The organism is Streptococcus moroccensis (assembly GCF_030812835.1).
Lineage (GTDB): Bacteria > Bacillota > Bacilli > Lactobacillales > Streptococcaceae > Streptococcus > Streptococcus moroccensis.
The window spans coordinates 1-25,713 of the sequence record NZ_JAUSTM010000015.1 but is presented as its reverse complement, the minus strand read 5'-3'; the positions used below and the strand labels follow the sequence as shown (position 1 = coordinate 25,713).

Sequence of the window (25,713 nt, the reverse complement as noted above, 5' to 3'; positions counted from 1 at the left end):
CTTAGTCGTGGTATTCTCCGCGATCCCATTTTTCTAAAAACTCATCGAAGAAATGCGGATCAGCTTGTCCTTGATTCAAACTTTCAACTTTTGCAATTTTTTCAATCAACGCTTTGTTTTCTTCAGTTGGTTTATATTCTGCATGGATAAATGCTTCAATAATATCCGTCATTAATAAGCCACCAGTGATTTTACCACCAAAGCCAATTACATTAGCATTCAACTCTTCTTTAGCGTAGATTGCAGAGGTCATATCACGAACCAAAGCTGAACGAATTCCTGGTACTTTGTTTACAGCATTATTGATTCCAACGCCAGTTCCACAGATACAAACACCTAAATCTGCTTCACCACTCGCAACAGCTTCACCCACTTTTTTTCCAAAAATTGGATAGTGAGTCCGAACATTGTCATAGGTTCCACAATCAATGACTTCATAACCTTGAGTCTTCAAGTAGTCAACAACAGCAATTTTATCGTTTGTTACAATATGGTCACAGCCAACAGCAATTTTCATCTTATTTTACCTCTTGATTATATTATTTTTTATTAGCACATTTTGTTAAGCATGTCGACACGGATTTGGTGACGACCACCGTCATACTCACCTTCGACAAATCCTTTAGCAATGTTTTTTGCAACGCCAGGACCAACAATTTCAGACCCCATTGTAATAATGCGAGAATTATTGTGTCCGCGGGTCATATAAGCTGAACGTTCATCTGAGACTTCAGCAGCAATCATGCCTTTAATTTTAGTAGCCGTCATAAATGAGCCAACACCGTATGCATCAATTACAATTCCTAGGTTAACATCGTTAGCAGTTACTTCTTTAGCTACTGCTAGTGTTGTATCAACAAAATCACGACCTTCAGCAGAAACATCTTGGACATCATGACCAAGTTCTACCAAATAAGATTTAACGATTTCTTTCAATTCTAAGCCTGCTTTATCAGCACCAATAATAACTGTCATCTGTTTTCTCCTGTTTAAAAATGTTGTTTTGTTTGATTTACAATTATATTATAAACATTAAAAAACATCTTGTCAACCCTTTTTGTTTATTTTTTGTTTGTTTTTGTTTGTTTGTTTCTAAAAAAAAGAACATCCATCATAGAATGTTCTTTTAAATCATGACCAAACTAGCTGCGAAGACGATAATGTTAACATTATTTATGCCTGGCAAGAATTTAAGCCTTGTTAATTAATTATTTCCGTCCATTTCGCGAGTTGACTGACCTTTTCCTCGTCTTTTTTATCGGTTATAACACCTGTTAACTGTGAAAGTTGGCAAAAGACTGAAAAATCCTCTTTGCCTATCTTTGAACTATCTAGCAGAAGATATTGTTCAACCGATCGGCTAATCGCTAAACGTTGGGTATAGGCCTCTTCAACTGTTGAAGTCATAACATCATCTTCACGATTACCATTTGCACTAAAAAACATTTTACTAAAGTGCATTTTTTCTAGACTTGTATTTGTCACTTCTCCTACAAATGATTCCGTGACCTGCCGCATCTCACCTCCTAAGAGAAAAACTTTAAATGTCTCTGATTTTTTCTTAAGTAAGATATTAAATACAGGCAAACAGTTTGTTACGACACTCAATCGTTGATTATTGATTTCTTCTGCAAAACTCTCAACCGTAGTACCAGGACCTAAAAAGATAGTATCCCCTTCTTCAATGATATTTGCAGCTAATTTAGCAATATGGCGTTTTTCTTCTATATTTAATGTATGTTTTTCTTTATGTGAAATCTCTCGGTATTGGAAAGCTGAATTACTTCTTGCTCCACCATGAATTTTTTTTAGCAAACCTTGTTCTTCCAGTTCGATTAAGTCTCTACGAACGGTCATATCTGTTACACCAAAAGATTCCATAATTTCAGAAATACGAACAGTCCCTTTTTTGTTAACCAATTTCGTAATCTCTTCTAATCGTTGAAATTTATTCATTTTACAGCCTCCTTTATTTTATTATATCTCTTCCTTAAACATTATTCAACATTTTTTGTTTGTTTTTTAAACAAAACTCATAGATAAATTATTATTACTATTTTCTTATTAAGGTGTGAACAATTAAGTCAAAATCTGAATATTAAGCGCTTGCTTCTAATAAATCTTGAATATCTTTATACTATAACGAAATCTCCTCGTCAAACTGTTTGTCAACTCCGTTATCAAAATTCAAGTTTTTTAGAAATTTTTCCAGTCTTTTTGTACTCTTCTCATAGTCATCTAGATAAAGTTGCAACTTGTGACAATCTGATTTTTCATTTTGTACAATAATAACAACAAGTATGATATAGAAAAGTATTCACAAAAATTGATATAATGTTAGTATAAAATTACTTATTCAAGAGGTTATTCATGGTTAAATCATCTAAGCAAATTGAAGAAGATGCTGTCGATTATTTGAAATTGGCATTAAAAAAATCTAAACATATTAACAGAGAAATTTCCGAAGGAGATAGAGAACCCATCTGGGACGGTCATATCTATTTTTATAAAAACATAAAAAAGCAAAATATTGATTTAGTTGAGAGAATTCCAGTTCAAGTAAAAGGTAAGGATGAATATTATAAAGAAAATGTTGGATACTCAATAAACAGGAATAATTTGGAGCATTATCTGACAGAAGGTGGTGTACTCTACTTTGTAGTGTATTTAAAAGATGATATCCCTACCGTCACTTATGCTTCACTAACCCCAAAGGTCATTAAGAAAGTTTTATTAGCCAGCGATAAGAAAAAGAAAAAGATTAAGAATATTTCGATTCATATGAAACCTCTCCCTAACAATGAAGATAAGTTAAACTTTGTATTTCTTAATTTTATTCAAAAACGCAAATATCAGAAAGGATTTGCTCATATTGATTGGAGAAGCCAAGAATCTCTCTTTGAAAATTTGGAATCATTTGACGGAGACTTAGAGTTTAAATTTATTGGCAAGGATTATCTAGACATTCTTGATTATGCAATATCTGGTGAGTTAGATCTTTATTACAAACCTAAAGGAGCTAGGATACCTGAACCTCTCATTGACGATATTGCTAATTTAAAAATATTTGAAGAAAAAGAAATGTTAGTTCAAATTCAGGGACAAGATCGTGTATATAAGACAACTTTTGCTTATGAAACCAAGAATGACTTCACCATAGATTTTCATAATGGCTGTTCGATAAAAATACAAAAAACACCTGATTTAGTAACACTAACTCTTAATTACTCACTTTCAAATATTCTCTCAAAAAGACTAGATGGATTAGAGTTTATTATAGAGCTTCAAAAAAATAAAGGAATTATTTTAAACAGAAAAAGACTAGAGTTTAGTGATGAAAATATAGCTAAAATTGATTTTAATTTTCTGAAAAAAGCGTTTAATGCGAACATACGTTTAAAAGAATTAGTAGACAAACTTAAAATTTCTACTGACCTTGACAGTACAGGTTGGTCACAAAAAGATGCTAGAACAATTGAATTATTGTATGATGGTATCGTAAATGAACAAGTGGTAACTCTAGATCGTGTAGACTATAATCCTACTCAAGTCATTCAATTTGCTAATGTACATGTATTACTATTTTTAATTCCAGAAAACGAAGGAACTAAAAGCTATAGACTATATAACTTTAGTGATTACGATATGGTACTAATCAACAAAGATAAACAGTTATTTTCAAAATATGAAACAGTTGAATTAGAGCAGCTACTACTTATTGATAATTTTAACATCTCTGATTATCTTTCATCATATTTGTCAAGTGGAAATAAAATTGAAAATATGGATCTTGGATTATTAAAATTATTAAACTATGCTGATTCTAAACACGATCAAAATGCCTTGCTATCCTGTTTAGAATTTGCTCAAAAGATATTAGCTATAGATAATTCTGAAAATAATATTCTTAATCTACTACAAATAAAAAAACGTTTAGACAAATTAACAAAAAAAGATAATAATTATCTTCGTTCATTAATGAGCCACACATCAGTAGAAATTAGATTTGCTGCAAATTGTATTTTAGATTATAAAGAACAAGCAGAATATTTATTTGAAAATGAATTTTCCAATGAGCAAAGAGAACGTTTTACTGACTATCCTATCTACAATCTCTTTATTAATTAATATATAATACTTGCAACAAAACACATAGAAAATATTTTATTTATTTTATTAAATTAAATAAATATTTTTCCAAAAACTCTATTTCTTATGAACTCACTTTATATCTTTTGATGCAAAGCGATTATTTCTACAATAAAATTAATTGATTGGACGTTAATTTTTTATTGATTTTTGTTTTCTAAAATTCTATTTCTATTTTCTAACAAGTTTGATCGATGTCAAATCTTTAACAATAATACTTTTAAATTAAGTATATTTTTATTGTTTAAATTTAAATGATACTATTTATTACTAATAATTTTAATCGAATTAGCATTACTTAAAATAAATCTAAAAAACAAACCCCACCAAGAAAAAATCTTGGTGGGGTTTTAGTGGGGAATGATTTCATTCGCCCTATTTTTAATCGCTTTGAAAATACGTCAAACCTTGCTATGCTAGGATTCCGCAATCAAAATGCGATACTCTATTATTTATTGCGAACTAATGACTATAAAATATTGATTCATTTTAGAACATATATTCATAACATCCTATAACTACTTGATTACACTACAAAAAACTAGAGGCAATCTAAATGACAAAACAATTATATCTAGACCGCAATTGAAAAAACGTAAACCGATTTAGCAAAGTAATAGAAAATAATAAACTCACGAAGTAGAAAACGCCTTATTGTAATTGATACAGCGAGAAAACTGAAACAATTCTTATTTATACTGATAGTAAGACTGAGAATTAGTAAAGCTTATATCGGTTAAAACGTTATCGCACTAGGAATGCTCTTTCGACTAACATTAACTATCATGCGAGCAACATGTATATTGTTAGATAACAACAATTAGATACTAAATTTTATTTATCAATTAATTGGTCTAATTTAAGGCAGTTACATAATTACATCATCCTCTTTTTTCTAGTTCATAACATGTTAATCTGTAAAAAATCACACTAAACAGAAGATTAACAAAGATAAAAATAGTAAGTTCTAATAGTGAAAAATCTTCTAAGGCTCTACTTCTCAATGCTATCATAAGTTGAGAATATGGGTAAAATTTATTTAAGTTTTCATTCAAAAACAATAAGACGAACCCGCCCATAGCGCCTAAAGCTGAAATGCCAATTGATTGACCAAAACTTCTAGTTTTAGCATAGGCAAACGCTTGTATGCATAAAATTGATAAAGAGCTCAAAATAGATAAAAGTGTCCATTTTAAAGTTAATAGGACAAAAGAAGAGAGTTCAACATTAGCTACTTTTAAAGCTACAATATAAACAATTAGTACGAGGAATTGAATTGGAATGACTAATGCAGTAACGGTAAATAGCTTGCTTATCAGTAACTTTTTGATAGATACTGCATTTGAATATAACATTTCCAAATTTTTTCTTTCAAACTCTTGAATTAAAGATATTGCTATAAAAATTGCGAGCATTGGAGGATTAAGAATTTGCGTATAATAGAAAGTTAATTGTCCCCACATCACTTTATCCTGTGTACCATCAATTAAAACTGATTGATTAGCAAAATAGGTACCTAAGCCAATAAAACTTGATAATGCTACAAAAACAACACCAATTATTAAAAGCTGAATTTTATTCAGCTTTTTCCATTCAGCTGAAATATAATGTCTCATTTTCTTTGTCTCTCTTTCTTCAAAAATATACCTCTTACAAGAAGATATAACAGTAAACAATAAATTAGATATATTAAAACTCTAAAGTATATTGATTGGTCAAATTTATAAAGATAGCTTGAATTATTTATTAGAGTAAATTTGTAAGGAGACAAATAAGAACAGCCGACCCACGGTATAGCGAATGTCCACAATATTGTAGATTTGGATGCTAATATTAAACCTATAAAGCCACCTATAAAACCTGATGATAACAATAAGCCTTGTTTATCAGTAAACATTGCGAAAGTTAAATAAAGGCAAATGAGACTGAAACTTGACAATAGTTGTCCTAAAATTTGAAGAATAGTGATTGTTAGAGGGACACTTACTCCGTTAACCATTGCAAATACATTCGTTGCAACTGTTTCTAAAATAGCCAATATCAAAAAGAAAACAGTTGATAAAATTAATTTACTGTAAAAAATTTGAGTTAATGTAGTTCCGTTTGATTCCTGTAGCTTAAATGTCTGTCCTTCAAGTTCATTAGAAACTATACGGCTAGTGAAAATACTAATAGCTATGGGAAGAAAAAAGCTATTCATTGTTTGATTATTAAATAGCACACTAACTCCGTCATAACTTACTGAATTAATTTCACTACCAGTACTAACTGTATTCCACAAGAATCCAATTAACATGAGGAATATTGTAATAATAAACGATTTTGTCCTACGACTTTTCAATAATTCTATTTGTAAAGCATTAACCATTTTATAACTCCTTAGTTAATTCTAAAAATATATCTTCGAGATTTTCTTTTCTATGTTCTACACGAAAAATTGGAAAGTCTAGTTCAACCAAGGAACGGACTATATTAGCGATTTGCTCGTTATTAGCATTCCAGATTTTAATAAGTTTTGCAGTATATTCTACTTTTCTATTACTAAAACTATCACCAAAAAGATTTTTTAATTTTTCAATGTCAAATTTTCCTTCAATCTCTACCCAATTATTAGCATTTATTTTTTCAATTTCCCCCTCGTATACTAATCTCCCATGATTTATAATTCCAACTCTATCAGCAATCTGCTCAATTTCAGATAGAATATGACTAGAAATGAAAATTGTTAGTCCTTCCTCTTTAGCCAAACGAATAATCAATTCACGTATCTCATGAATACCAGAGGGATCTAATCCATTTGTTGGTTCATCCAATAATAATATCTGAGGTTCTTTTACTAAAGCAAATGCTAGGGCTAAACGCTGTTTCATACCCAAAGAGTAGGCTTTTACTAATTTTTTTCTATTTTTTTCTTCTGATAACCCCACAAGTTCAAGTGTTTTTAAAATATTCTCTTCTTTAAAACCTAACATTTTTTGAAAAACTAATAGATTTTCATAACCTGTTAAATTTGGATAGTATGAAGGTTCTTCAATCATTGACCCTATATATTTTAGGCAATCGTTTGATTTGTTAATTGGAGCGTTCATTACTTCAATTGAACCAGAAGTAGGTTCAATTAATGATAGAATCATCTTCATTGTCGTAGTTTTTCCTGCACCATTAGGACCAAGGAAACCATAAATTTCCCCTTTTCTAACTGTAAGTCTTTCTAAATCAACTGATGCTACTCCTTTAAAATTTTTCTTCAATTTTTTTAGTTTTATTACTTCTGTCATTGTATAATCCATACCTTTCGTTTTAAATTTTTGTTAATGCCAACACTAAAGTACTAGACACTTTTATTACAAATAAATTTCTTGTAGTCCAAGTTATTCTTTTTTAAATCCTCGTGAGTTGATTTAATGACCTCACCTGTTTCATCATTTATAAAGATAACACTACCAACATAGTTCACAATATCCAAGTGGTGACTTAATATGTAACAGATAAAAATACTTGAGTGCTTAAGTAAAATTTTTCTATTTAAATGATTAACAACATTTTAGTTTTTTAGTCCAAGTTGCTAGGTTACATTCGTGAGTAAGAGTAAGTACTACTCCGTTTCCAGCACCAATAATTTGGTCGAGTTCCTCCATACTTACTTCTTGTAGTGCATTTACTGCTGCGATTTCTGCGATACTTTGATTATTTGTTGATTTCATAGCTATTCTCCTCGGTTAAAGTAAATCAATATCAAGCATCTTTATCTTGTTACAGTTACATTTTATAAGTACAAGATAAAGAAATATTAAAATTCACTTTAAGAAATCCTAAAGATTTTAGTGGACTTACTTTTTACTTGAAATTTTTGATATACTATAAATATAGATATGGAAAATTCAAATTATTTTACTAGGAGAGCTTATGGATATAGAAACGCCTTTTTTAACTAGAAAAATATTGGTTGTAGATGATGATATTGCGTTAAACAATTCAATAAGGGAGATACTATCAGTTTCTGGTTTCAAAAAAATATATAGTGCATACAGCATCAGTGAAGGAATAGAGTCTTTTATTAATAATTCTATTGATTTGATTATATTAGATGTCATGCTTCCAGATGGGAAAGGATATTTACTATCAAAATACGTAAGAAAAAATTCTGATATTCCAATTCTTTTTCTAACAGCAAAAAATGAACCTGAAGATGAAATTCAAGGGTTACAATCTGGAGGAGATGATTTCGTGACTAAGCCTTTCCTTCCTAAAATTCTCATTTATCGCATAATTTCTCTTCTCCGTCGGTCGTACAAAGAAGACAGTAACATTATTAAATTAGATAATTGCATTATTAATTTAGGAAATGCTATTGTTGAAAAAAATAATGAAAAACTTTCTTTAACCCCAATAGAAATTCAAATCGTTCGGAAATTATATGATAATAAAAACTATATTGTATCTACAGAGGCGATTTGTGATACCGTATGGGGCATTGATAGTTTTGGATATGAAAAGTCTTTAATGGTCCATATCAGAAATATCAGAGAAAAAATCGAACTTAACCCTTCAAAGCCACAATACTTAATTACTGTTAAAGGACTCGGCTATAAACTAATGGTATAGGAGCTTGTACATGTTTAAACTACGTGTAATAACACAATTTATTAGACGTTTTATTGTTTCAATCATAGTCATGTCCATAATAAACGTTTTTATTCTAGGATTTTTTGTTTTTAGTCAAGCAAATCAAACTAATGTGATGGACACAGTGAATAATCTAGTCAAACAACTTGATATCAGTTCTAATTCTGCCAAATTATCTAACTTTGGGAAAAAATTAGCTAATTCTAAAGAGGTATGGATTATGATTTTAGACTCTGATAGTGGCGAGGAAATCTATGATTATAAAAAGCCAAGTGAAGTCCCGACACAATATAACCTAGCTGACGTCGCTAAGTTTACACGTTATTATTTAAATGATTACCCCGTATTCGTACAAATTGTTAATAATAAGATCCTTGTTTTTGGATTTTCAAAAGATAGAGTTTTTAGATTTCCTTTCGATTATTATGAAAAATCCGACCTTCATGGCTTATTTATTTTAGCTTTTTTTCTACTTGGAATGAATTGTCTGTATCTATTAATTATTTATACCTACAGTACTAGATTAGTCCAACGTAAGATTACTCCTTTAGTTTTAGCGATTAAAAAATTACCAGAAGGGCTAAGTGGTTCTGTTTCAACTCAAGATGAGCTAAAACAATTAACGGAAGCTATAAATATTGCTGACAAAAAACTAAAAGAAGGTGAACTTTTTAAAGAAAATTGGATTTCTGGTATCGCACATGATATAAAAACCCCTCTTTCCGTCATTACTTCAAATGCTTCTCTTATTAGATCTGATACAGTGGATAAAAATCAATTAAGACGTTTACGTTCCATACTTAATGAGAGTTATTATATTCAAAATACTGTAAATGACTTAAATATTTTTGCCAGATTAACTAATAGCCAGTTCACTCTGAAATTAGAATCAGTCAAAATAATTCCATTCTTCAAGGAGATCATTATACAAATAATAAATCAAGAAGTTTGGGAAAATATAAATTTTTCATTTGAATTTGATGATGAACTTCAAAATAGTAAAATCTCAATTGAAAAAAACTTAATTTCACGTGTAGTTCATAATATTATCTATAACTCTATTCTCCATAATCCTGAGGGCTGTAATGTGAATATTAGTCTACACAGAGATAAAGAATTTTTAATAATTACAATTGAGGATGATGGCATCGGCATAGCAAATGATAAACTATTATCAATTTATGATAGTAATAAAATCATTGAAGAATTTGACATCTCAGGAATTAGACGACACGGTATGGGATTAAAAATCTCAAAACAAATTATTGAAGTTCATGAGGGAACTTTTAAAGTAGAAAGTAAAGAGAATCAATTCTTTAAAGTTATTATTAATTTACCTCTAGAACATGATAATTATTAGTAGCCATGGCAGATAAAGTACCATTCTATTTTATATTCGACAATAATTGCAAACGTCACAAAATATCTCACTGATTGATTAACAAAATTGTTTATTCAACAGAGACATTTTCTTGAAATTTTTGGTAAATATTCTTGTTGTTATTAAAAATTTTCGCAAATGTTTCCAATTTTCTAACTAATGATTCATACTCATCGAGATAACGATCTAATTTCTCTTGTAATCTCCATATTTCTTCACTCACATGTTCTAATGAAGTTGATTCTGTTAAATTCAGTTCTGAAAAGTCATACCTTGCTAATTTTCGACTATTCGAATCATCACTCTTTAGATTGATAAGCACTTCTGCCATCTTGTTTAAGGTGGCGATTTTTTCATTTGTTTGAGTCAGTTTGATGTCTAGCTCTGCTATTTCTACAACCAGTTCGTCTTTGATGTCCTGGTATTTTTTGTCTATCTCTGTTAACTCAATCAAGAGGTTAATCTCAGTAATCTTTTCTTGAAGTCTTTCAACAGTCGGTCGTCTGTATGGTATTGCTCGACTATCGTTGGTTAGCTGTCTAATCAAGGTTCGCCCTTTAATATACTGATTCTTATCCGAATGTTCCTTGTTATAGACAAAATATGAGGTTGTCTCACGGATATAGACTTTATATTTTGTCTGATTCTCTTCTTCAAGAATATCTAATTGATAGTTGGGAATGAAAATAAGACCGCTCTGTTTGACACCGAAAGACACCTTGATATAGACACCCTTATCAGCTAGCTTCTCTATTTGGTGTCCTGCAAGTTCCACTTCAAATTCATGAACGGCATCTCGTTTTTCCTTAAATGTCTCAAAGGCTTCTTCAATCTCTTCAGTGGATACCTTATCCTTATCTCGTTCTTCTTGAAAAGCATGGTACTGTTCCTGTAAATTTTCTAATCCTTCTGAATCACCGACCTCCTTATTTTTAAAGTAATCTTGAAAAAAATTAACATCATATAATTTCTTGTCACTTATTTTTTTATGACCCAAACTTATCTTTTGAGTATCTTCTTCTAGTATAAAAGTTACATTTTTTTGTTTTAAGTCAATGGTTAGATTCAATTCTTTTGCTTTTAATAGTAGCTCCTCTAAGGAATTAACACAGTTCAACAGAAATTCTAATCGACTTTCAATCTCTTGCTTGGCAAAATGTGTACGGAAAAAGTCTTTATCATATAAATCTCGTTTGCTGAGTTGGCGTCCTCGAATTGGTTTTGTCATTGCTCTATCCGTCATCATGAATCGACTATGCTTCTGACTAAAATCAATATAAACATGTAACTGCACTGCTTTTTCTAAAAAATCATCAAAAGACTTTGACTGTTGCATCAAAAAATACAGACGTTGCTTTAATTCAAATTTATGACTAGACTGCCTATATTTTTGATAGTCACGATACGAGTAACGCTTCTCGATAATTTTTGCCCCTGCCATTTTAGAAATACGGTCTGAAATCATACGAAGGTTTCGTTCCAAGGCATAATTCCATATCAACTTTTTATCTGAATTACGATCAATGGCGTTGATTAGGATGTGATTATGAACATGATGTTTGTCTGTATGAGTTGCCACGATAAAACGAAAACGGCCTCCTGTTAATTCCATCATGGTCTCATAACCAATGCGGTTAATTTCTTCAGGTGTCAGATTATCCTCTGGAGAAAATGATTGGATGAGGTGATGGGCATGAATATTTTGTTGGTGTTTTTCTTGTCGGTCATTTCTGGATTCGTACAACTTGTCGTTATTGGTAAAGTTGACATTGTACATTTCTACCATTTCTTCATAGCTAGGAAAGTCTAAGTAATTGCTCATGCCAAAATCAGATACCAATTTCAAATTGTCCGTTTTATCGGGATTGAGGATATACTTAATCAGACGCCTACGGTATTTTTTTCCGTGCGTTGCAAAGTGTTTAGTGACTACCATGAAACTCCCTCAGTCTTTTCACTTCCACTTGAAATTCTTTCCCTACTCCAGTAATCAACTCACTAACTCCCTTACTCAATTCTTGTAACTGTTCCTGAGAAATCAGATGGCTTTGATTGATGGCACGCGCAATTTGATTAATGTTATTTCCAATCCGTCTCAATTCAAATACTAACTGGTCATAGGTATCCGTGTTAATGGTGATAAATGACATATTGGGATTCAGCAACACTTTTCTGGCATAGACTGAAAAATTTTGACAATGACTCTTAGCAATTCGTTCATTCAATTGATGTAACTCTGAATCTGTTAAAAATACTTTTTTGAGATTAGTGCGATATCGATAAACCATAGTAGCCTCCTATCTCATGTATTTTTCACGAAACTCATGACTGAGTGGTTGTACTTGATTGACTTCCGCTATCAATTCTTGAACGCAGCTCAATAAGATTGAAACGTGTTCTTGAGTCACTTGGTGATTTTCTCTTGCAATAATCAAAACTTCATACACATCTCGACTAATCTGCTCAAACTTTTGAGATTGCCAAAGGGAGAACCAACTTTCAAAAATTCTATCCTGATAATTCTTTTTCAACAAATTTTGACGAAGAAATTCTGAGAAACTATCCAGTTTTTGTTCCCTCATCATTTCTTTTATCTGTTTTTCTTCTTGTCTCGTGATTCTAAATTGCTTACGAATCAACTTAATTTCTTGTCCCATCCTACTATCCTTTCAACATTATACTTGTCTGACAATGTCAGGCTGCCTCACATTGTCAGTACGCTTCCTAAATACCTCACTCTCTTCTTGTTCGGTCTTTGCGAGCTCAGGCATTGTGGTCACAATACCCAAAAAATCATATCGCCAGCCGACAAAAACCTTCCAGTTTTGACAGCCAACGATAAGATAACTTGGTGGCTTCGCCCCCAAACCCCCAGTAGAAAATCAAGACTTGATTTTCTTGGGAATGATATTAGGATAGCAGGGATGATTTGGAAAAGTTATCACATTACTATAGCAGGTAAGAAAAAAGAGAGCCTGGGCTCTCTTTTTCTATATATATGATAATGATTCCAATACTTCATTAGTAATAAATAGAACAAGTCACTGTCTATTAATCGCTAACTTCATCATCTAATAATAAAATATTCTTTATATTTTTTAGTCCTACATTTGATATTTCAGAATCTGAAAATAATTCAAATTTATATTTGATAAACATAGCACTACCATCACTATGTGTGGACATAATAATTTGATAATCTGATAATGAATGCCTTATCAAATCAATCAAAGCATATACATTCATAGAATCCATATCTTGAATCGGATCATCAATTGATAAAAATTTGAATTCTTTTGAAATCTTAAATGTTGTATTTAGTGCCAAAGTGAAAGCAAATGAAATAACAGCTACTTGTCCAGAACTCAATTGATACATCACATCCTGCTCACTATTACTATTTGCTATAAGCCTGATATTAGAATTATTTTGAGTAGTTAGTAGAACTCCCATTCCTTGTTGGTAATTTTGTAAAATTTTAGCAGTGTACATATAAAAAGGAAGCTTTAACTTTTGAATCATCTGCTCTTGGTAAGATTTTATATTATTATTTAATTCCCTAACACGCTGATGAAGATAAGTAATTGTTCGTCCGATTATTTGAAGGCGATTATCAATTTGGTTAAACATCGTCAACCTTTGTAATTCAAACTGGTTAATAATATACTCTCGTTTTTGAATGATCCTTTCTATAGTACAGTCCTCAAAAGTTTTTTCATTAGATGCATAGTATTTATCAAATAGATTTTGTGAATCTAAACTTTTAGAATAGTCAAATACTATTTGTGATCTAAGTTCATCCAAAAATGCTGAAAGTTTCCCACCATTCTCTTGAAATTTATGCAAGTTAGTTGGTAGATTTTCAAACGAAATTTGAAATTCCTTTATAGATTCTCTCTCTAAAACTGAATATTTTTCTAAAAGCGTTTCAAAATCTACTCTCTTATTTACAACTCTAAGGAAAGTACCATAGACTTCATTTGGAATCAACAGTTTTTCTTGCAATGAACTTATTAACTCTTTTTTCAAAATCTCAAACTTTTGTAGCGAAGCACTTTTATCAACTGACATAGGCGTAATCTCTGAGTTCATTACAACTAAGTTGCTAAAAGACTCAGGAAAATTATAATTACCTATGGATCGTATCACCGCCAAAAATTCATCAGGAAGAACAAAGAGTCTCTCTTGCTCAATTTGAATCTGATTTTGTAACTCTATTTTTAATCTATTTAATTCTTCAACCAAATTTAAAACTTCTATTTCAAAATTAGTCAAATTTTTACGTAGTTGATTCGTTGTTTCTTCATAAGCAAGCAGTAAATTCTTGCTTTCAATCCAATCATAACCACAAAATATACATTCTGAATGGTTATTATCACTATGTTCTTTTAGACGACTTCTTATCTCGAGTAGCTTGTTAATCGAATCTGTTCCATCATCCAACTGCTCTTTTTTAATCTTGTAATTTGTTAACTTGGAATCAAACCTTTCAAACCATACTTGGCCAAATTCCCAACCTGCAAAGCTATTTAAAGAATTCTCAATTGACTCTATATTAAGTTTATCAATTTCTACATCAAGCAGACTCTCTAGAATTTTTCCACGTTTAAACATTTTACTGTCATTTTCCAATGACTCTAGTTGTCCGATATAATTTTTAAGTAAAAAATAGGAATAATTTTTATCATTTGAAATTAAAGTATGATTTTGTTCAATATACTCTATATTCTCCTGATTTTCAAGAATTTCTCTAACTATTAAGTAGATAATAAAATCCTTATCATCCAGTACCTCTCTCGCAAACTGCTCACTTTGTCTTCTGAGGAAGTAATCCTTTGGAGAGAATGAATTTCGAAATTCTTGTAATTTAGCAATTTCTGATAGATATATATTTAAACTTTCATTTGACAATTCATCATCAAAAACAATCGACTCATTGTTAAAAGCAAAGTCAGAATCTGCTCTAAGGGGCAGCTCATTATAAATAACCTCATTTCCTATAGAGAGATTTTTTAACACGTTTTTTTTCTTTTCCAGCTCGTTTTTACTAGACAGTAGAGTTTTTCTTAGTTCAGCTAATCGATTTTTTCTATTAACATAGTTTCCAATATTTAATAGAAAATTCAATTGTTCCTTTCTATCTTTCTCCTTTTGCTTCAAATAATAAGCTGTTTCATCTTGTTGAATATAATGAAATAAATCGAAAATATCACCTAGGCTATAAACTTCTGATTCATATCCTAAAAATTGCCTAATTTCTTTTTGTATATCATTTTCATCTAAACCATCAAAATCTTCAATCGGTTGAACTGAGATTTCTGAATCAAACCGAAATCTTCTTTTGAATTTAGAAAACGAAAACTTTGGCACATTGCTGCCTTCAGAATTCATAGAACTCTTATAAAGGCTAGTTACTATCAAAGAACTACCTTCATCATTTGTCAACATTAGCTCAATGAATGTATCTTCCTCAGGATTATTTTGAAAATAAGGAGTGCTAAAACTACTTCTGCCATCGCTATAATCGGACTCTTCAATTCGACGGATTCTCCCAGTTAATGATAACTCAATGGCATCAAAAATTGTAGTTTTTCCAAATCCATTTGGTCCAACAAACAAAGTTACATTCTCTTGAAAATCAATAATTCTAGTTTCCTTTATATTTTTAAAGTTTTTTATTATGATTTTTTTGATTCTCATGGTAATAATTCCCCTATTTTTCGTAATTCAGAAATATTTTCATCATCAAGAGAAATATCTTTTAGTGATTCTGATAAGTTCTCATCAGTAACTTTACTATAAAAATCCAATAATCTATCATCTAGTTCATCCTTATTATCATGATACTGATTTTCTATACTTTGATAAATATCATTTCTTTTAGGAAGCGTAAAAAACGGTAATTTGACTCCAATTTCCATCGCCATAAAATACGATTCATTAAAAAACATATCTTTTTCAAAATCATCAATATGAGATTCTAAATAATTATAGAGTGCTTCATTAGTGGCTTTGTCTCGTAAATCCGATAACCCATTTTGAGTGTATAATAAAACGAACTTTCTAAAATAGTAATAGTCCTCTTCTATCAATAATATTGATTTTTGTATTTTTTCATCTTCAAATGCTCCTTTCAAATCATCAACTTTTACCAAAATAAACAGAGAGGTATTTTTCTTAATATTCTCGTGTTCTGATTTCACAGACAGTCTTTCAAACTCTTTTATTACTTGTGAAGTCTTACCATCATCAAAAAAATTATACAGCTCTTCTTGACTATATTGACTAACTATAAAATACTCTGAGTTTTGCGAGTTAGTATAGAAATCAAAATCTGTATCCAACTGGTTAAAATGATTATTTTGTAAAAATTCTATAACGATGTCTCTCATAATTAGTCCTCCTGCACACTCAAATTCTTTTCTTTTGCCTTCTTAATACCAATGAATTCCATATTAGGTTTAAAAATATTATGTTGTACTCCTGTATTCCATTCATCTTTATATCTATTATCTGACATACTATCAAATTCATCTATTCTTATTCCAATCGGAAAACCATCTATATCCCTATTAATAAGAAAATCATGATTAAAAGTAGCTTTTAAAAATTCTGAGTTATCAATAATATTTTTAATTACTGTTGCAATACGACCAGGGGACTCCTCAATATCGATTAAGGAGAATCTATAACTTTTTTTTACTTCATCTAAGAAACTGTAATGTTTAAACGAGAATTTTCGAACATCTTTTATCAACGAATAGAATATTCGTTCTAAGAGAGTTATATTAAATATTTTAAAAAAATCTTCATCAGACTTTTCATGAGGTAAAACCATTCTTACAAACTCACAAAACTCTTCTTTAGACATAGACAGTAATTGATTGATTATTTTGTCCATCAGTTTAAAATCATCATCAGAAATGTCACTTACATAATCTCGATGATATTTCTCCCAACTATAGATTAAAGTATTTTTCATTTCATATACTTCATCTTTAGGTGCTTCCTCTTCAATAATGGCAAAAATCTCTTTTAGAGAGATTTTTGGGAATCCTGATTCGTTATGTGCTGCTCCAATACTATGGTCTAATAATGCTCCAATATATCTTAGATATACCTGTTGTAAATGGGATTCATTTTCTTTTAACAAAGACTTTTCTAATATTAAAATCTCTTTAATTTCAGTTATACAATATTCTCTAATCTTATCATTACTATAGTCTTGTGAAAGTGGGCAATAACAAATGTTTTTTTCTCTATCATATGGATATAATTGAATACAGGAATTATTATCAGTATAGTTTTTTCTGCGACCATCTTTTTTTAAATATTCATATCGAGATAATTTGAAATCAATCACATCCACAATGACATGTACATATCTAGAATCAGTACGAACATCAACAGATTTTATTTTTCCCTGTCCATCAAAGGAGTGTATTTGAAACCCCTTTGTATCTATTTTTTCCTTTCCATCTTCAAACTTCCTCTTTTGTATATTAAATAAATCTGAGTAATCTTCTCTCCCATTTCCATTAATATATGCTTTCACTTGATGCCTCGATAATACTTGCCCATCATTGCCAATGATGTCAAAGTCCTCAGCATTCTCATACCGTATACTATACTCCTCATAATTTACATTATCTTTAATACACTGTCGTAGTTGCCTTAATGCTACTAAAAAACCAACTTTTCCTTGATGAATATAACCACTCCAACTTGATGTCGCGTTTCTATTTTGATCAACATTTGAACTCGCCAACTTAATCTCCCTTATTATTTTACTATTTATTAAATTCCCTCAACCGTTCCTGCCCCACTTTAAGCATCTCCTCCTCAACCTTGCTCCATTTTCCGAAGAGGCATTCTTGTAGAACTTCTGCTACTGAACCATCATCTTTTTCAGAATCATAGACACATGTTCTATCTCTTTTATATATTTGAATCTGGTCAAAGAGTTTATCGTTTTCTAACTCTCTTAGATTATCAACTAAATGTTCTACAATACCATCGTGATGTTCTTTAGGAGTTGCTCTAGCCTGACCTGGATTCACTGCATAGACTTCCTCATAACGGATTAAGGTGCTGAGATAGGACAATTCAGGCTTGGTTGCTATCAAAGCTAATGAGACTTGATAGCCTCGTGATTTCAATAGCCGAGCAGTTTTTCTTGGGACTTCTGTTGTTCTCAAGGTTCCTTCGATTAACAAATGATAACCTTGTTTACTTAGCTCATCGACAAGATGCTCCACCATTTTTCCTGCAAAACCTTTGGTATAATCCACGCTATCTTTACCGTATTCTTCTTGTAAAACTAGATAGTTCGGGTGTAAAGAACGATAGCTGTCACCGTCAATAATAATGATATTACCTTGGAACTCTTTCTGCTTGATACGGTGTATCGTTGTCTTACCCGCTCCGCTTTGCCCACCAATTAAGATGGCTTTGGGGTTAACTGATGTCGTTTTACCACGAGTTAAGGAACGAAGAGTCCGTTTTAAGGCTAATTCAAAGTCATCTTTGCTAAATTCTTCTAACCGCATTAAGCCACCACCTGATGACGAGCAAGCTCCAACATTCGCTCAATACCATCCAAATAACCATTGTAACGCTCTACCTCATCAAAGGTATCAACAAGATAAATCTTGGTATTGATAAGATTAGACAAATCATCACTCATCAAAATCCAAGGATTGGTTTCATCGTCAAATGCAATTTCTTGGCTATCTTGATAGCGATACAGTTGGGATAAAATCGCTGCGCCTCGCTCTTTAATGACTTCTATTTTTAACGTTAATTGATAATCTTCTACTGGTGTTAGCATTTTTTCTTCTCCTACAATATCGACATAAGACACGTTGAATTTCTGACAAATACGGTCTATCAGTTCTGTCGAAACAGAGCTTGTTCCATTTTCATAACGGCTAAGGCTATTTCGTGAAATTCCAACAATCTTTGCGAATTCTGGTTGTGTTAAATCATGGGTTTTACGTAACGATTTAATATTCTCTCCAATCATAGATGATGGCCTCCTATTTAGTTACTTTCATTATAACACAAAAAGCGAACAACGCACCAAAAATGGTGCATTATTCGCTTTTCGGTTTCTTCGCCTGCCTAAACTGCTCTATCCGCTTTTCAAGTTGCTCAGTCTTCAGTGTATTCTTAGCTTCAGTAATGGTCTCATCTAAGATTGGCTCCTTTGGCTTAGCTTTAGGAGACTTTTTTTCATCATGGATAGTTTGACGTGTAGCGTCAAAAACGACATCTAATAATTGGTTGACCTTATGTAAGTCCGATTCAGACATTCCTGATAACCGATGAATAAGACGCTTAAAACTATCTTGTTGTTGTGTTCGTTTTTTGAATAACTTCATCTTCTCTCCCCATAAAAAGCAGCCCTTGTGAGGACTGCTCATCGTTACAAGTCATCAATAGCTGCTGAAATGGCTTGTAATTTCTTATTTTGCTTATTTTTGTCATCAATCAACTGGTGCAACTCTTCAATTTTCTTCTGACTTTGACGAATGTCCTCATTGTTTTGATCCATCACATCGGCTAGGTGTTGCTTGTAGTCACTGGTAATAGTTGAGGAGGGCTTTACATCTGGTATAGATTGCTTTTGAGGTTCTTGCTGTGGAGCCATCTGATTTTTAGCCTTTTGTTGTTCCATTTCAAAGGCTGCCACATAGTCAACATCTTCAGTGCCCTCTTGGTTTTCTTTATGAAATAGTGCCGCAATCTTCGCACGTTCTTCCGATGAAGATGTCGGTGTGTTATCATCTAAGGGTTGGTCAAAGGTCCAGTCTTTTGTCATGTGTTATTCCTCATTTCTATTATCTGATGGTATTGGTTTTTGTTCATACTGGCCAAAGGCTTGCGTCAATGCTTCATCAAATGTCCAGGGACTATTTTGTTGGCGTTTGATAAAGGCTTGATACATCGCTGTTTGTAATTGACTGCGATAAGTTTCTAGTTTTTCCGTTTCTTTCGCAACTTTTTCCTCTTGCCTAGCCACTCTTTCAACTAGGCGTTCAATCAGACTCATAGGGTGTCCTCCTTATCACTTTCTAGATTAATCTAAGAAACTTGATTTTGTTATCACAACTCTAAAGCAGTATTTTTTCTAGGCGGAGGATTGCTTCGGATAACTTGTAACTTGGCCGATTGGATCACATCTCTCAGAGAAAGATTTCTCTGACTTTTCACGACATCATTCCAATCTGCTTTAGTTTCCAGTTCCTGTAATGATGGTAAGTCTATTTCAATGGGAAGTCCTTTCTCAGATAACTTCTGACAAAAGTCTCGCCCTGCTTCATCATTGTCAACAGCTAATGTTATCAAACCTGGGTGGTTCTGAAAAAAGATAGTTGTTTCTTGTATGATACGAAGAAAATGCGTTAATTTACTTGGCTTGATATTATCTAAAAAATTGAGCTTGTCATGTTCCTCTGCTGTTAACCTTAGTGTCTGATAAGCAATCACAGAGAGTTTTAAGCCCTCCATAGAAACTAAACGCACATCTGATAACTGCTTCTGATGGAGTTGATAATAACTCATCATATCAATTACCGATTCACAAAAGATAAGGCGTTTCGGTTTTCCAATATCAAAGCTCATTCCCACATATCCATGAGACCCTTTCATGATTTTCTTGAGGTAACCTCGATCATGTCTCTGAGCATTTTTGACAAGCCCTTGAAGACTTGCCCCCTCTAGTTGTCCATGATGATTGTAACTTTTAAAGACAAGGACTGATTCCTGAAAGATCTTTGTCTGGTAATGTGCCTGTGCTAATAGACCTTGTCTGCCAAAAGCATTGATAGTGTCATCACTTAGACCACGAATGTCATTCAGGTATATCTGTGCTTGGTCAAATGGTTCTTCCCTTAGATAATAACGAAAGGGTTGGTAGGTCTCTTCGAACACCTTAGCCTGTTCAAAGTCTCCAGTTTCAAGGTAAGACAGGGCTTCTTTAAAAGACACTCCTGTCATTAACTGAACGAAATCAATCACATCTCCTTGGATGTCACGTGAAAACCATTTGAAAGTATTGGTATCCGCAAAAATCCTAAAAGAATCGTGTTCTGGATGTTCATAGACTTGCGCTGATAGTCGTTTAAAAGAATAACCTAGACTTTCTGCCACCTCTAGAATCGCCTTTTGTTTCACTTTTTCAATTCTTGTCATCTCATCTCCTTATCAAAAAAGCAGAAGATATACTCCTGCTAGTTGGTCTCACTTGTCGTAGTGCCTTGAATCTTTGGAATGCTTGAATTTACTTCATCAGAAGATTCTTTCAAGTCTCCTAGCTTCCCATTCCAAATGGTTACCTGATTGACAAGGAGTTTATCTGACAATTTGGCATAAGATAGTTTAAGAGAGGTCGTTTCTGTCTGTGTACTTTTCTGAGCCTTGTCACTGACATCTGACACGTAAACAACCTGATAAGACACTTCCACAAAAGCTTCATTTTCTTCTGTATTGACATAGATATTGGCAGACTCAAAGCGATAATCCAACATATAGTCTTTATAGACTTGGTTGATAGAATCTTCTTGACGAGCTACCTCTTCCTTAAAGGCAGAATCTGTCATATAGGGCTTGATACGGTTGTTGTTCTCGCCCAGCTTTTCCTTGGTATAGTATTGGGTAAGGAATTCCTTGACTAACTCATCAGAGAGGACACTTGCCTTCTCTTTTTCTTTCTCTTTGATCAGCAGTTTATGAGCTTCAGTCTGAATCTGTTTCTGCGTGTGATTGGTTACAGACTGAGAACCAATGGTGTAGCCCATCATCACCATAAAGCTGGTGACTGCTAGACCACCAAAACCAATCAAAAATCTAGCCTTCATTTTATTTAACATCACTAGTGCTATCTCCTTTTTCCATAAGATAGCACTATGATAACAAGATGAACTTGAAAAAGTTATCACAAAAAGAGGTTAACTTTGACATTAACCCAACCTAATATATAAAAACAATTCCTAAATCAATAGCAAAACTAAATTTATAAAACCCCTTAGTTTCACAACTCTTAATTACAGACTCTGTACTCTTCTAAATTAATAACCTCATCATAATTGTCTTTATTGAATTTATGAGAAATTTCGATTATTGTACAATCTTGGGAATGAATCAGGTGCCGTATCTCTTTCGCATTCGTCTCGTCCAACGCAGCCGTTACCTCATCAACGAGTAAAATCGGCTTAAGTCTTAGCAAGCATCTAGCCAATTCTAATTTCATCATTTGACCACCCGATAAATTTTGTCCGTCAAGATGTATTTCAAGATTTCCACCAACTTCCTCAAACAGATTTACTTTTTGTAATACATCCTGTAAAGTTCTGTCTGAAAAATGCTGGAACAAAGTCAAATTATCCCTCAAGCTACCGTTAAAAATATAAGGTTTTTGATGAATAATTGAAACAATATTATATGATGGCTTGAAAAATGTCTCATTTTCGTTTTCAATATATATATTTCCTGAAAATTCAATATCTTCTCCACTTAATATTCTAAACAAGGTTGTCTTACCACTACCACTCGCTCCTGTAACCAAAACTTTTCTCCCAAAGGAAATACTTAGCGATAATTTCTGAAAGAGATTTTTTTCTCCAAATGATTTACTTAATTGATCTAGGTAAATTCGTAACTTTCCTATTTTTACTGTGCCACTCTCAATATTAATGCACTCATCGCTTAACTGTAAAATTGAAACGACCTTATCCTTAATAGCAGATGCTGATTGTAGACTTGATGTGGCTTCTAGGAGTTGTTGTAAAGGAGAAATGAGATTCATAGATGCTGTCATCATAGCTAATAGGGTTGTCAGTGTTAAAGACGTCGTTCTAGTGAGTAATAAACCTATCATTAAAGGGATCACTAAGCCAATACCTTTAAGAGGTCCGGTCCAAAACATGACCAAATTATGACTTGTAAAATAATGATATTGCTTATTTTCAGTGTTCTCGATATCATCTAAAACATGGTCTGAAAACTGTTGGCCAGCTTGATTGCTCCGAATAGTATCTATTCCTTTTGTAAAATCTGTAATAGATGCCATACTTTTTTCTCTAGATGAACTCAGCTCTTCACCACGTCTCTGTAAAAGTTTATTAAATACAAACTGAGGTATAATCATTAAAAATCCTCCAACTGTAAATAATAAACCAAGTTGAATATGTTGCATTAAAAGGTAGGATACTGATGCAAGAATAGATAGTCCAAAGATAGGATAAATAATTAAAGGGGTAAGATACTCTTGCCAAAACATGGGAATATCTTGTGCCAAAAATGAGTTTAGCTCTGAGGAGCTGTAATGTAATTTTTTTTGATAAAAATTTTGGAGTGCTTTTTGGGAGATGATTACATTAATGTCCTTAATCATTGACCGTGCTAAGATATTATTTACATACATGCAAAAGTATATAAAGACAAACAGTAGCACTCCAAAAAATCCAAATGATAAAATTATTCGAGTATCATTTGCATTAATCTGCCCTGCTATTTGAATAAGAAAAGATGTCAATAAACCTTGCAAGGAATAGAGTAGAGCAAATAGTAGGTATAGAAATAGCTTGACCTTAGAAATATTTTTGAGTATTGTTTTCATATCACTCCACCTTCAATTCATAGTTTATTTTATTTGACAAAATCGCAAGTTCAAAATTTTGTAGTATATTTTGCTGCATACGTTGGCATTTCTCATTAAAGGTACGTTCATTAAAAATATCATTTTCAATCTTTTTAAATAGACGATTCTCAATTTTAATAGCCAAATTATTCTTTGTATTAAACAAAAAGGTATTTTCATCCTTTGGGATTGATACAACATAACGTGAATAATTCATCAAGTTCCTCCTTTAAAAATAATATTTCAAGAGCAGAAAGTATACTCTCTGCCCTTGAAATATAGGTCATATGGAACACTGTGGGCAGTTACCACATATGTTCAAGTAAACTATCAACCTAACAAATAATTTTTAATTTTTTTTATTTGATTAATAGTGTTTACAGAAAAGTGAACATAGGTTTTATCGGAAATCATCTAGCAACCTGAACCACATCCAAGATTTTTAAAGATTTCATAATCTTGATTAAAATCATGTTCTACAATTTCATTGATAATCATGTTTTTTCTCCTTCCCTTTTTGATACCGATATTATATAATGTAAAAAAAGTAAGAAGGAGAAATTTCGGAAATCCGAATATGATGAATCGAGAAAAATTCAAGGCCATTCGTAAACAAAGAAAACTATCCTTAAAAGCACTTGGAGAAGTGGCTGGATCCGCTACTAGTATTTCTGATTTTGAAAATGGACATACAACCCTTTCAAATGATGTGCTATTTCAACTTCTAGGATTTATGCTAGTTGAAATTAATGAATTCTTTGAATGGAAAGATTTTCAAGATAAAGATTTTTACTCGCTAATTGAACAGTTAGAAGAAGCAATAAATAACAAAGATATCCAGGTACTCTCTGAACTAAAGTTATATCTTTCTGAGTTATCATATCAAAAAGGTCAATACATTTATCAAATAATGTCTCTCGTTCTAGAAGTTTTAATTTGCGAGCTCGAACAAGTAACGGTTAATCACAATACTATTTTTCAACTTACTGACTACTTTTTTTCATTAGAATATTGGACAAATCTTGATATTGGTCTACTCGGTAATCTAGTACCTTATTTCACAACTAATGCACTTATAGTCTTCACTAACACTATTCTCGAAGATACTCCTCAATCTTTAAAAAATAATCTCGATCGTATAAAAATTGATACTGTTCTAAACTGCCTCTCTGTTTTTCTAGAACGAAAAGAACGAGATGCTAGCCAAAAACTTTTGACACTATTATTTTGTAAAAAATACCCAACCTATTTTTCTTTTGAAAAGCTATATCTACATGAACTTCAAGCAATGTTTGATTATTTATGGGGGGACAAAGAGAAAGCAATAAAAATACATGAAACGATTCTAGAAACAGTTAATATTATTTTTAACTCTGATACAATGAAAGAGTGGGATTATTACTTTAGCAAAAATACATCTAAAAAAGAATGAATACAGTTCTTAAAACTTTAATTGTATTTCAATTACTAACATGATCATATATTTCTCACTTTAACTAATAGATGTTTCACAAAAAAAGGTTTAGAATACGTCAAATAAAACGTTAATTCTAAACCTTTTTCTTATTTTTTATGCCATCCGACTTCTAACAACTTTTCTAACAAGTCCAAAGACAAGTAAAAGATTAAAAATAATATAGAAAGCGGTAAAGCTGAAAATTCCATTGGTGGCTAAATCTTCCACATAGAGGTATCGTTCTGTAAAAAAGAGGTAAATTCCATAGACTTCTGTGAAAACTAAAAATCCGATTAATCCAATGACAAATAAGCTTCCAAGCATCTTCGCAATCTGGTAAAGGGCAAGCAAAATCAGCCCTGTTGCTGCGATAATCAAAAGACTTTGAATGATTTGTTCTAACATCTCTACACCTCTTTCTACCCTAATTGCTTACGATAATAATCTGCCTTCCCCTTG

27 protein-coding genes are annotated in these 25,713 nt (G+C 31.9%); 4 read left to right on the top strand and 23 right to left on the bottom strand.

Going from position 1 to position 25,713, the window contains the following annotated elements; translation table 11 throughout:
- Position 1 precedes the first annotated feature (1 nt).
- The 3 genes from lacB to J2S23_RS07815 form a co-directional block, all read right to left on the bottom strand.
- Positions 2-517 carry a galactose-6-phosphate isomerase subunit LacB gene (lacB, locus tag J2S23_RS07825; protein ID WP_050196751.1) on the bottom strand — a complete coding sequence of 172 codons (516 nt, stop codon included), beginning with the start codon at positions 515-517 and terminating at the stop codon, positions 2-4.
- 32 nt (positions 518-549) lie between these two features.
- Complete coding sequence (gene lacA / locus J2S23_RS07820; RefSeq protein WP_000215993.1) at positions 550-975, bottom strand: galactose-6-phosphate isomerase subunit LacA; 426 nt, start codon at positions 973-975, stop codon at positions 550-552.
- A gap of 225 nt (positions 976-1,200) precedes the next feature.
- The gene (locus J2S23_RS07815) at positions 1,201-1,956 is read right to left on the bottom strand and encodes a DeoR/GlpR family DNA-binding transcription regulator (RefSeq protein ID WP_307122176.1); all 756 of its coding nucleotides are present in this window, start codon (positions 1,954-1,956) and stop codon (positions 1,201-1,203) included.
- Positions 1,957-2,370: 414 nt separating this feature from the next.
- On the opposite strand from J2S23_RS07815, the gene J2S23_RS07810 reads away from it, so the two are divergent.
- Positions 2,371-4,128 (top strand): DUF4365 domain-containing protein, encoded by a 1,758-nt coding sequence (locus J2S23_RS07810; protein ID WP_307122175.1) that lies wholly within the window; start codon positions 2,371-2,373, stop codon positions 4,126-4,128.
- Between the two features lie 902 nt (positions 4,129-5,030).
- Here the strand turns inward: J2S23_RS07810 and J2S23_RS07805 are convergent.
- From J2S23_RS07805 to J2S23_RS07790, 4 genes are all read right to left on the bottom strand, one after another.
- Positions 5,031-5,765, bottom strand: a complete 735-nt coding sequence (locus J2S23_RS07805) for an ABC transporter permease (RefSeq protein ID WP_307122174.1) — start codon at positions 5,763-5,765, stop codon at positions 5,031-5,033.
- Positions 5,762-6,517 carry an ABC transporter permease gene (locus tag J2S23_RS07800; protein ID WP_307122173.1) on the bottom strand — a complete coding sequence of 252 codons (756 nt, stop codon included), beginning with the start codon at positions 6,515-6,517 and terminating at the stop codon, positions 5,762-5,764. The genes J2S23_RS07805 and J2S23_RS07800 overlap by 4 nt, the downstream gene beginning before the upstream one ends.
- A gap of 1 nt (position 6,518) precedes the next feature.
- Entirely contained in the window at positions 6,519-7,427 is a 909-nt protein-coding gene (locus J2S23_RS07795) for an ABC transporter ATP-binding protein (RefSeq protein ID WP_307122172.1), read from the bottom strand.
- A 255-nt stretch (positions 7,428-7,682) separates the two neighbouring features.
- The gene (locus tag J2S23_RS07790; RefSeq protein ID WP_050572218.1) at positions 7,683-7,853 is read right to left on the bottom strand and encodes a lacticin 481 family lantibiotic; all 171 of its coding nucleotides are present in this window, start codon (positions 7,851-7,853) and stop codon (positions 7,683-7,685) included.
- Between the two features lie 202 nt (positions 7,854-8,055).
- Here J2S23_RS07790 and J2S23_RS07785 point away from each other — a divergent pair, with 202 nt between their 5' ends.
- Positions 8,056-8,754 carry a response regulator transcription factor gene (locus tag J2S23_RS07785; RefSeq protein ID WP_024380728.1) on the top strand — a complete coding sequence of 233 codons (699 nt, stop codon included), beginning with the start codon at positions 8,056-8,058 and terminating at the stop codon, positions 8,752-8,754.
- A 10-nt stretch (positions 8,755-8,764) separates the two neighbouring features.
- Positions 8,765-10,135 carry a sensor histidine kinase gene (locus J2S23_RS07780; RefSeq protein WP_307122171.1) on the top strand — a complete coding sequence of 457 codons (1,371 nt, stop codon included), beginning with the start codon at positions 8,765-8,767 and terminating at the stop codon, positions 10,133-10,135.
- 91 nt (positions 10,136-10,226) lie between these two features.
- Here J2S23_RS07780 and J2S23_RS07775 read toward each other — a convergent pair whose 3' ends face one another.
- From J2S23_RS07775 to J2S23_RS07705, 15 genes are all read right to left on the bottom strand, one after another.
- Positions 10,227-12,092 (bottom strand): SAG1250 family conjugative relaxase, encoded by a 1,866-nt coding sequence (locus tag J2S23_RS07775; RefSeq protein WP_307122170.1) that lies wholly within the window; start codon positions 12,090-12,092, stop codon positions 10,227-10,229.
- Positions 12,079-12,444 (bottom strand): plasmid mobilization relaxosome protein MobC, encoded by a 366-nt coding sequence (gene mobC, locus J2S23_RS07770; protein WP_307122169.1) that lies wholly within the window; start codon positions 12,442-12,444, stop codon positions 12,079-12,081. The genes J2S23_RS07775 and mobC overlap by 14 nt, the downstream gene beginning before the upstream one ends.
- 9 nt (positions 12,445-12,453) lie before the next feature.
- Positions 12,454-12,813 (bottom strand): SAG1252 family conjugative relaxosome accessory protein, encoded by a 360-nt coding sequence (locus J2S23_RS07765; protein ID WP_000529541.1) that lies wholly within the window; start codon positions 12,811-12,813, stop codon positions 12,454-12,456.
- 394 nt (positions 12,814-13,207) lie between these two features.
- Positions 13,208-15,856 (bottom strand): AAA family ATPase, encoded by a 2,649-nt coding sequence (locus tag J2S23_RS07760; RefSeq protein ID WP_307122168.1) that lies wholly within the window; start codon positions 15,854-15,856, stop codon positions 13,208-13,210.
- Entirely contained in the window at positions 15,853-16,548 is a 696-nt protein-coding gene (locus J2S23_RS07755) for an ABC-three component system middle component 1 (protein ID WP_307122167.1), read from the bottom strand. The genes J2S23_RS07760 and J2S23_RS07755 overlap by 4 nt, the downstream gene beginning before the upstream one ends.
- Before the next feature lie 2 nt (positions 16,549-16,550).
- Complete coding sequence (locus tag J2S23_RS07750) at positions 16,551-17,924, bottom strand: ABC-three component system protein (protein ID WP_307122166.1); 1,374 nt, start codon at positions 17,922-17,924, stop codon at positions 16,551-16,553.
- A 22-nt stretch (positions 17,925-17,946) separates the two neighbouring features.
- Positions 17,947-18,705, bottom strand: coding sequence for a type II toxin-antitoxin system toxin PezT (gene pezT, locus J2S23_RS07745; protein ID WP_307122165.1), 759 nt, complete (start codon positions 18,703-18,705; stop codon positions 17,947-17,949).
- Positions 18,705-19,181 carry a type II toxin-antitoxin system antitoxin PezA gene (gene pezA, locus J2S23_RS07740; RefSeq protein WP_307122164.1) on the bottom strand — a complete coding sequence of 159 codons (477 nt, stop codon included), beginning with the start codon at positions 19,179-19,181 and terminating at the stop codon, positions 18,705-18,707. Before pezA ends, pezT begins: the two co-directional genes overlap by 1 nt.
- Before the next feature lie 70 nt (positions 19,182-19,251).
- Positions 19,252-19,539, bottom strand: coding sequence for a hypothetical protein (locus J2S23_RS07735; protein ID WP_307122163.1), 288 nt, complete (start codon positions 19,537-19,539; stop codon positions 19,252-19,254).
- 44 nt (positions 19,540-19,583) lie between these two features.
- Positions 19,584-19,979 carry a DUF5945 family protein gene (locus J2S23_RS07730; protein ID WP_307122162.1) on the bottom strand — a complete coding sequence of 132 codons (396 nt, stop codon included), beginning with the start codon at positions 19,977-19,979 and terminating at the stop codon, positions 19,584-19,586.
- A 3-nt stretch (positions 19,980-19,982) separates the two neighbouring features.
- Entirely contained in the window at positions 19,983-20,210 is a 228-nt protein-coding gene (locus J2S23_RS07725) for a DUF5965 family protein (protein ID WP_124758848.1), read from the bottom strand.
- A 53-nt stretch (positions 20,211-20,263) separates the two neighbouring features.
- Positions 20,264-21,352 carry a toprim domain-containing protein gene (locus J2S23_RS07720; RefSeq protein ID WP_307122161.1) on the bottom strand — a complete coding sequence of 363 codons (1,089 nt, stop codon included), beginning with the start codon at positions 21,350-21,352 and terminating at the stop codon, positions 20,264-20,266.
- Between the two features lie 38 nt (positions 21,353-21,390).
- A complete protein-coding gene (locus J2S23_RS07715) occupies positions 21,391-22,029 on the bottom strand; it encodes a peptidylprolyl isomerase (protein WP_307122160.1) in 639 nt (212 codons plus the stop codon).
- A 170-nt stretch (positions 22,030-22,199) separates the two neighbouring features.
- The gene (locus tag J2S23_RS07710) at positions 22,200-23,777 is read right to left on the bottom strand and encodes an ATP-binding cassette domain-containing protein (protein WP_307122159.1); all 1,578 of its coding nucleotides are present in this window, start codon (positions 23,775-23,777) and stop codon (positions 22,200-22,202) included.
- Position 23,778: 1 nt separating this feature from the next.
- On the bottom strand, positions 23,779-24,015 hold the full coding sequence (locus J2S23_RS07705) for a hypothetical protein (RefSeq protein ID WP_307122158.1): 237 nt from the start codon (positions 24,013-24,015) through the stop codon (positions 23,779-23,781).
- A 363-nt stretch (positions 24,016-24,378) separates the two neighbouring features.
- Between J2S23_RS07705 and J2S23_RS07700 the strand changes: the two genes are divergently transcribed.
- Positions 24,379-25,230 (top strand): helix-turn-helix domain-containing protein, encoded by an 852-nt coding sequence (locus J2S23_RS07700; protein ID WP_307122157.1) that lies wholly within the window; start codon positions 24,379-24,381, stop codon positions 25,228-25,230.
- Between the two features lie 138 nt (positions 25,231-25,368).
- On the opposite strand, the gene J2S23_RS07695 is transcribed toward J2S23_RS07700, so the two are convergent.
- Entirely contained in the window at positions 25,369-25,659 is a 291-nt protein-coding gene (locus J2S23_RS07695) for a DUF5966 family protein (RefSeq protein WP_307122156.1), read from the bottom strand.
- Positions 25,660-25,713 lie beyond the last annotated feature (54 nt).

Bases quoted from the DNA above. Each gene is read 5' to 3' on its own strand.
- lacB (WP_050196751.1), bottom strand. From the start codon at position 517: ATGAAAATTGCTGTTGGCTGTGACCATATTGTAACAAACGATAAAATT.
- lacA (WP_000215993.1), bottom strand. From the start codon at position 975: ATGACAGTTATTATTGGTGCTGATAAAGCAGGCTTAGAATTGAAAGAA.
- J2S23_RS07815 (WP_307122176.1), bottom strand. From the start codon at position 1,956: ATGAATAAATTTCAACGATTAGAAGAGATTACGAAATTGGTTAACAAA.
- J2S23_RS07810 (WP_307122175.1), top strand. From the start codon at position 2,371: ATGGTTAAATCATCTAAGCAAATTGAAGAAGATGCTGTCGATTATTTG.
- J2S23_RS07805 (WP_307122174.1), bottom strand. From the start codon at position 5,765: ATGAGACATTATATTTCAGCTGAATGGAAAAAGCTGAATAAAATTCAG.
- J2S23_RS07800 (WP_307122173.1), bottom strand. From the start codon at position 6,517: ATGGTTAATGCTTTACAAATAGAATTATTGAAAAGTCGTAGGACAAAA.
- J2S23_RS07795 (WP_307122172.1), bottom strand. From the start codon at position 7,427: ATGACAGAAGTAATAAAACTAAAAAAATTGAAGAAAAATTTTAAAGGA.
- J2S23_RS07790 (WP_050572218.1), bottom strand. From the start codon at position 7,853: ATGAAATCAACAAATAATCAAAGTATCGCAGAAATCGCAGCAGTAAAT.
- J2S23_RS07785 (WP_024380728.1), top strand. From the start codon at position 8,056: ATGGATATAGAAACGCCTTTTTTAACTAGAAAAATATTGGTTGTAGAT.
- J2S23_RS07780 (WP_307122171.1), top strand. From the start codon at position 8,765: ATGTTTAAACTACGTGTAATAACACAATTTATTAGACGTTTTATTGTT.
- J2S23_RS07775 (WP_307122170.1), bottom strand. From the start codon at position 12,092: ATGGTAGTCACTAAACACTTTGCAACGCACGGAAAAAAATACCGTAGG.
- mobC (WP_307122169.1), bottom strand. From the start codon at position 12,444: ATGGTTTATCGATATCGCACTAATCTCAAAAAAGTATTTTTAACAGAT.
- J2S23_RS07765 (WP_000529541.1), bottom strand. From the start codon at position 12,813: ATGGGACAAGAAATTAAGTTGATTCGTAAGCAATTTAGAATCACGAGA.
- J2S23_RS07760 (WP_307122168.1), bottom strand. From the start codon at position 15,856: ATGAGAATCAAAAAAATCATAATAAAAAACTTTAAAAATATAAAGGAA.
- J2S23_RS07755 (WP_307122167.1), bottom strand. From the start codon at position 16,548: ATGAGAGACATCGTTATAGAATTTTTACAAAATAATCATTTTAACCAG.
- pezT (WP_307122165.1), bottom strand. From the start codon at position 18,705: ATGCGGTTAGAAGAATTTAGCAAAGATGACTTTGAATTAGCCTTAAAA.
- pezA (WP_307122164.1), bottom strand. From the start codon at position 19,181: ATGATTGGAGAGAATATTAAATCGTTACGTAAAACCCATGATTTAACA.
- J2S23_RS07735 (WP_307122163.1), bottom strand. From the start codon at position 19,539: ATGAAGTTATTCAAAAAACGAACACAACAACAAGATAGTTTTAAGCGT.
- J2S23_RS07730 (WP_307122162.1), bottom strand. From the start codon at position 19,979: ATGACAAAAGACTGGACCTTTGACCAACCCTTAGATGATAACACACCG.
- J2S23_RS07725 (WP_124758848.1), bottom strand. From the start codon at position 20,210: ATGAGTCTGATTGAACGCCTAGTTGAAAGAGTGGCTAGGCAAGAGGAA.
- J2S23_RS07720 (WP_307122161.1), bottom strand. From the start codon at position 21,352: ATGACAAGAATTGAAAAAGTGAAACAAAAGGCGATTCTAGAGGTGGCA.
- J2S23_RS07715 (WP_307122160.1), bottom strand. From the start codon at position 22,029: ATGTTAAATAAAATGAAGGCTAGATTTTTGATTGGTTTTGGTGGTCTA.
- J2S23_RS07710 (WP_307122159.1), bottom strand. From the start codon at position 23,777: ATGAAAACAATACTCAAAAATATTTCTAAGGTCAAGCTATTTCTATAC.
- J2S23_RS07705 (WP_307122158.1), bottom strand. From the start codon at position 24,015: ATGAATTATTCACGTTATGTTGTATCAATCCCAAAGGATGAAAATACC.
- J2S23_RS07700 (WP_307122157.1), top strand. From the start codon at position 24,379: ATGAATCGAGAAAAATTCAAGGCCATTCGTAAACAAAGAAAACTATCC.
- J2S23_RS07695 (WP_307122156.1), bottom strand. From the start codon at position 25,659: ATGTTAGAACAAATCATTCAAAGTCTTTTGATTATCGCAGCAACAGGG.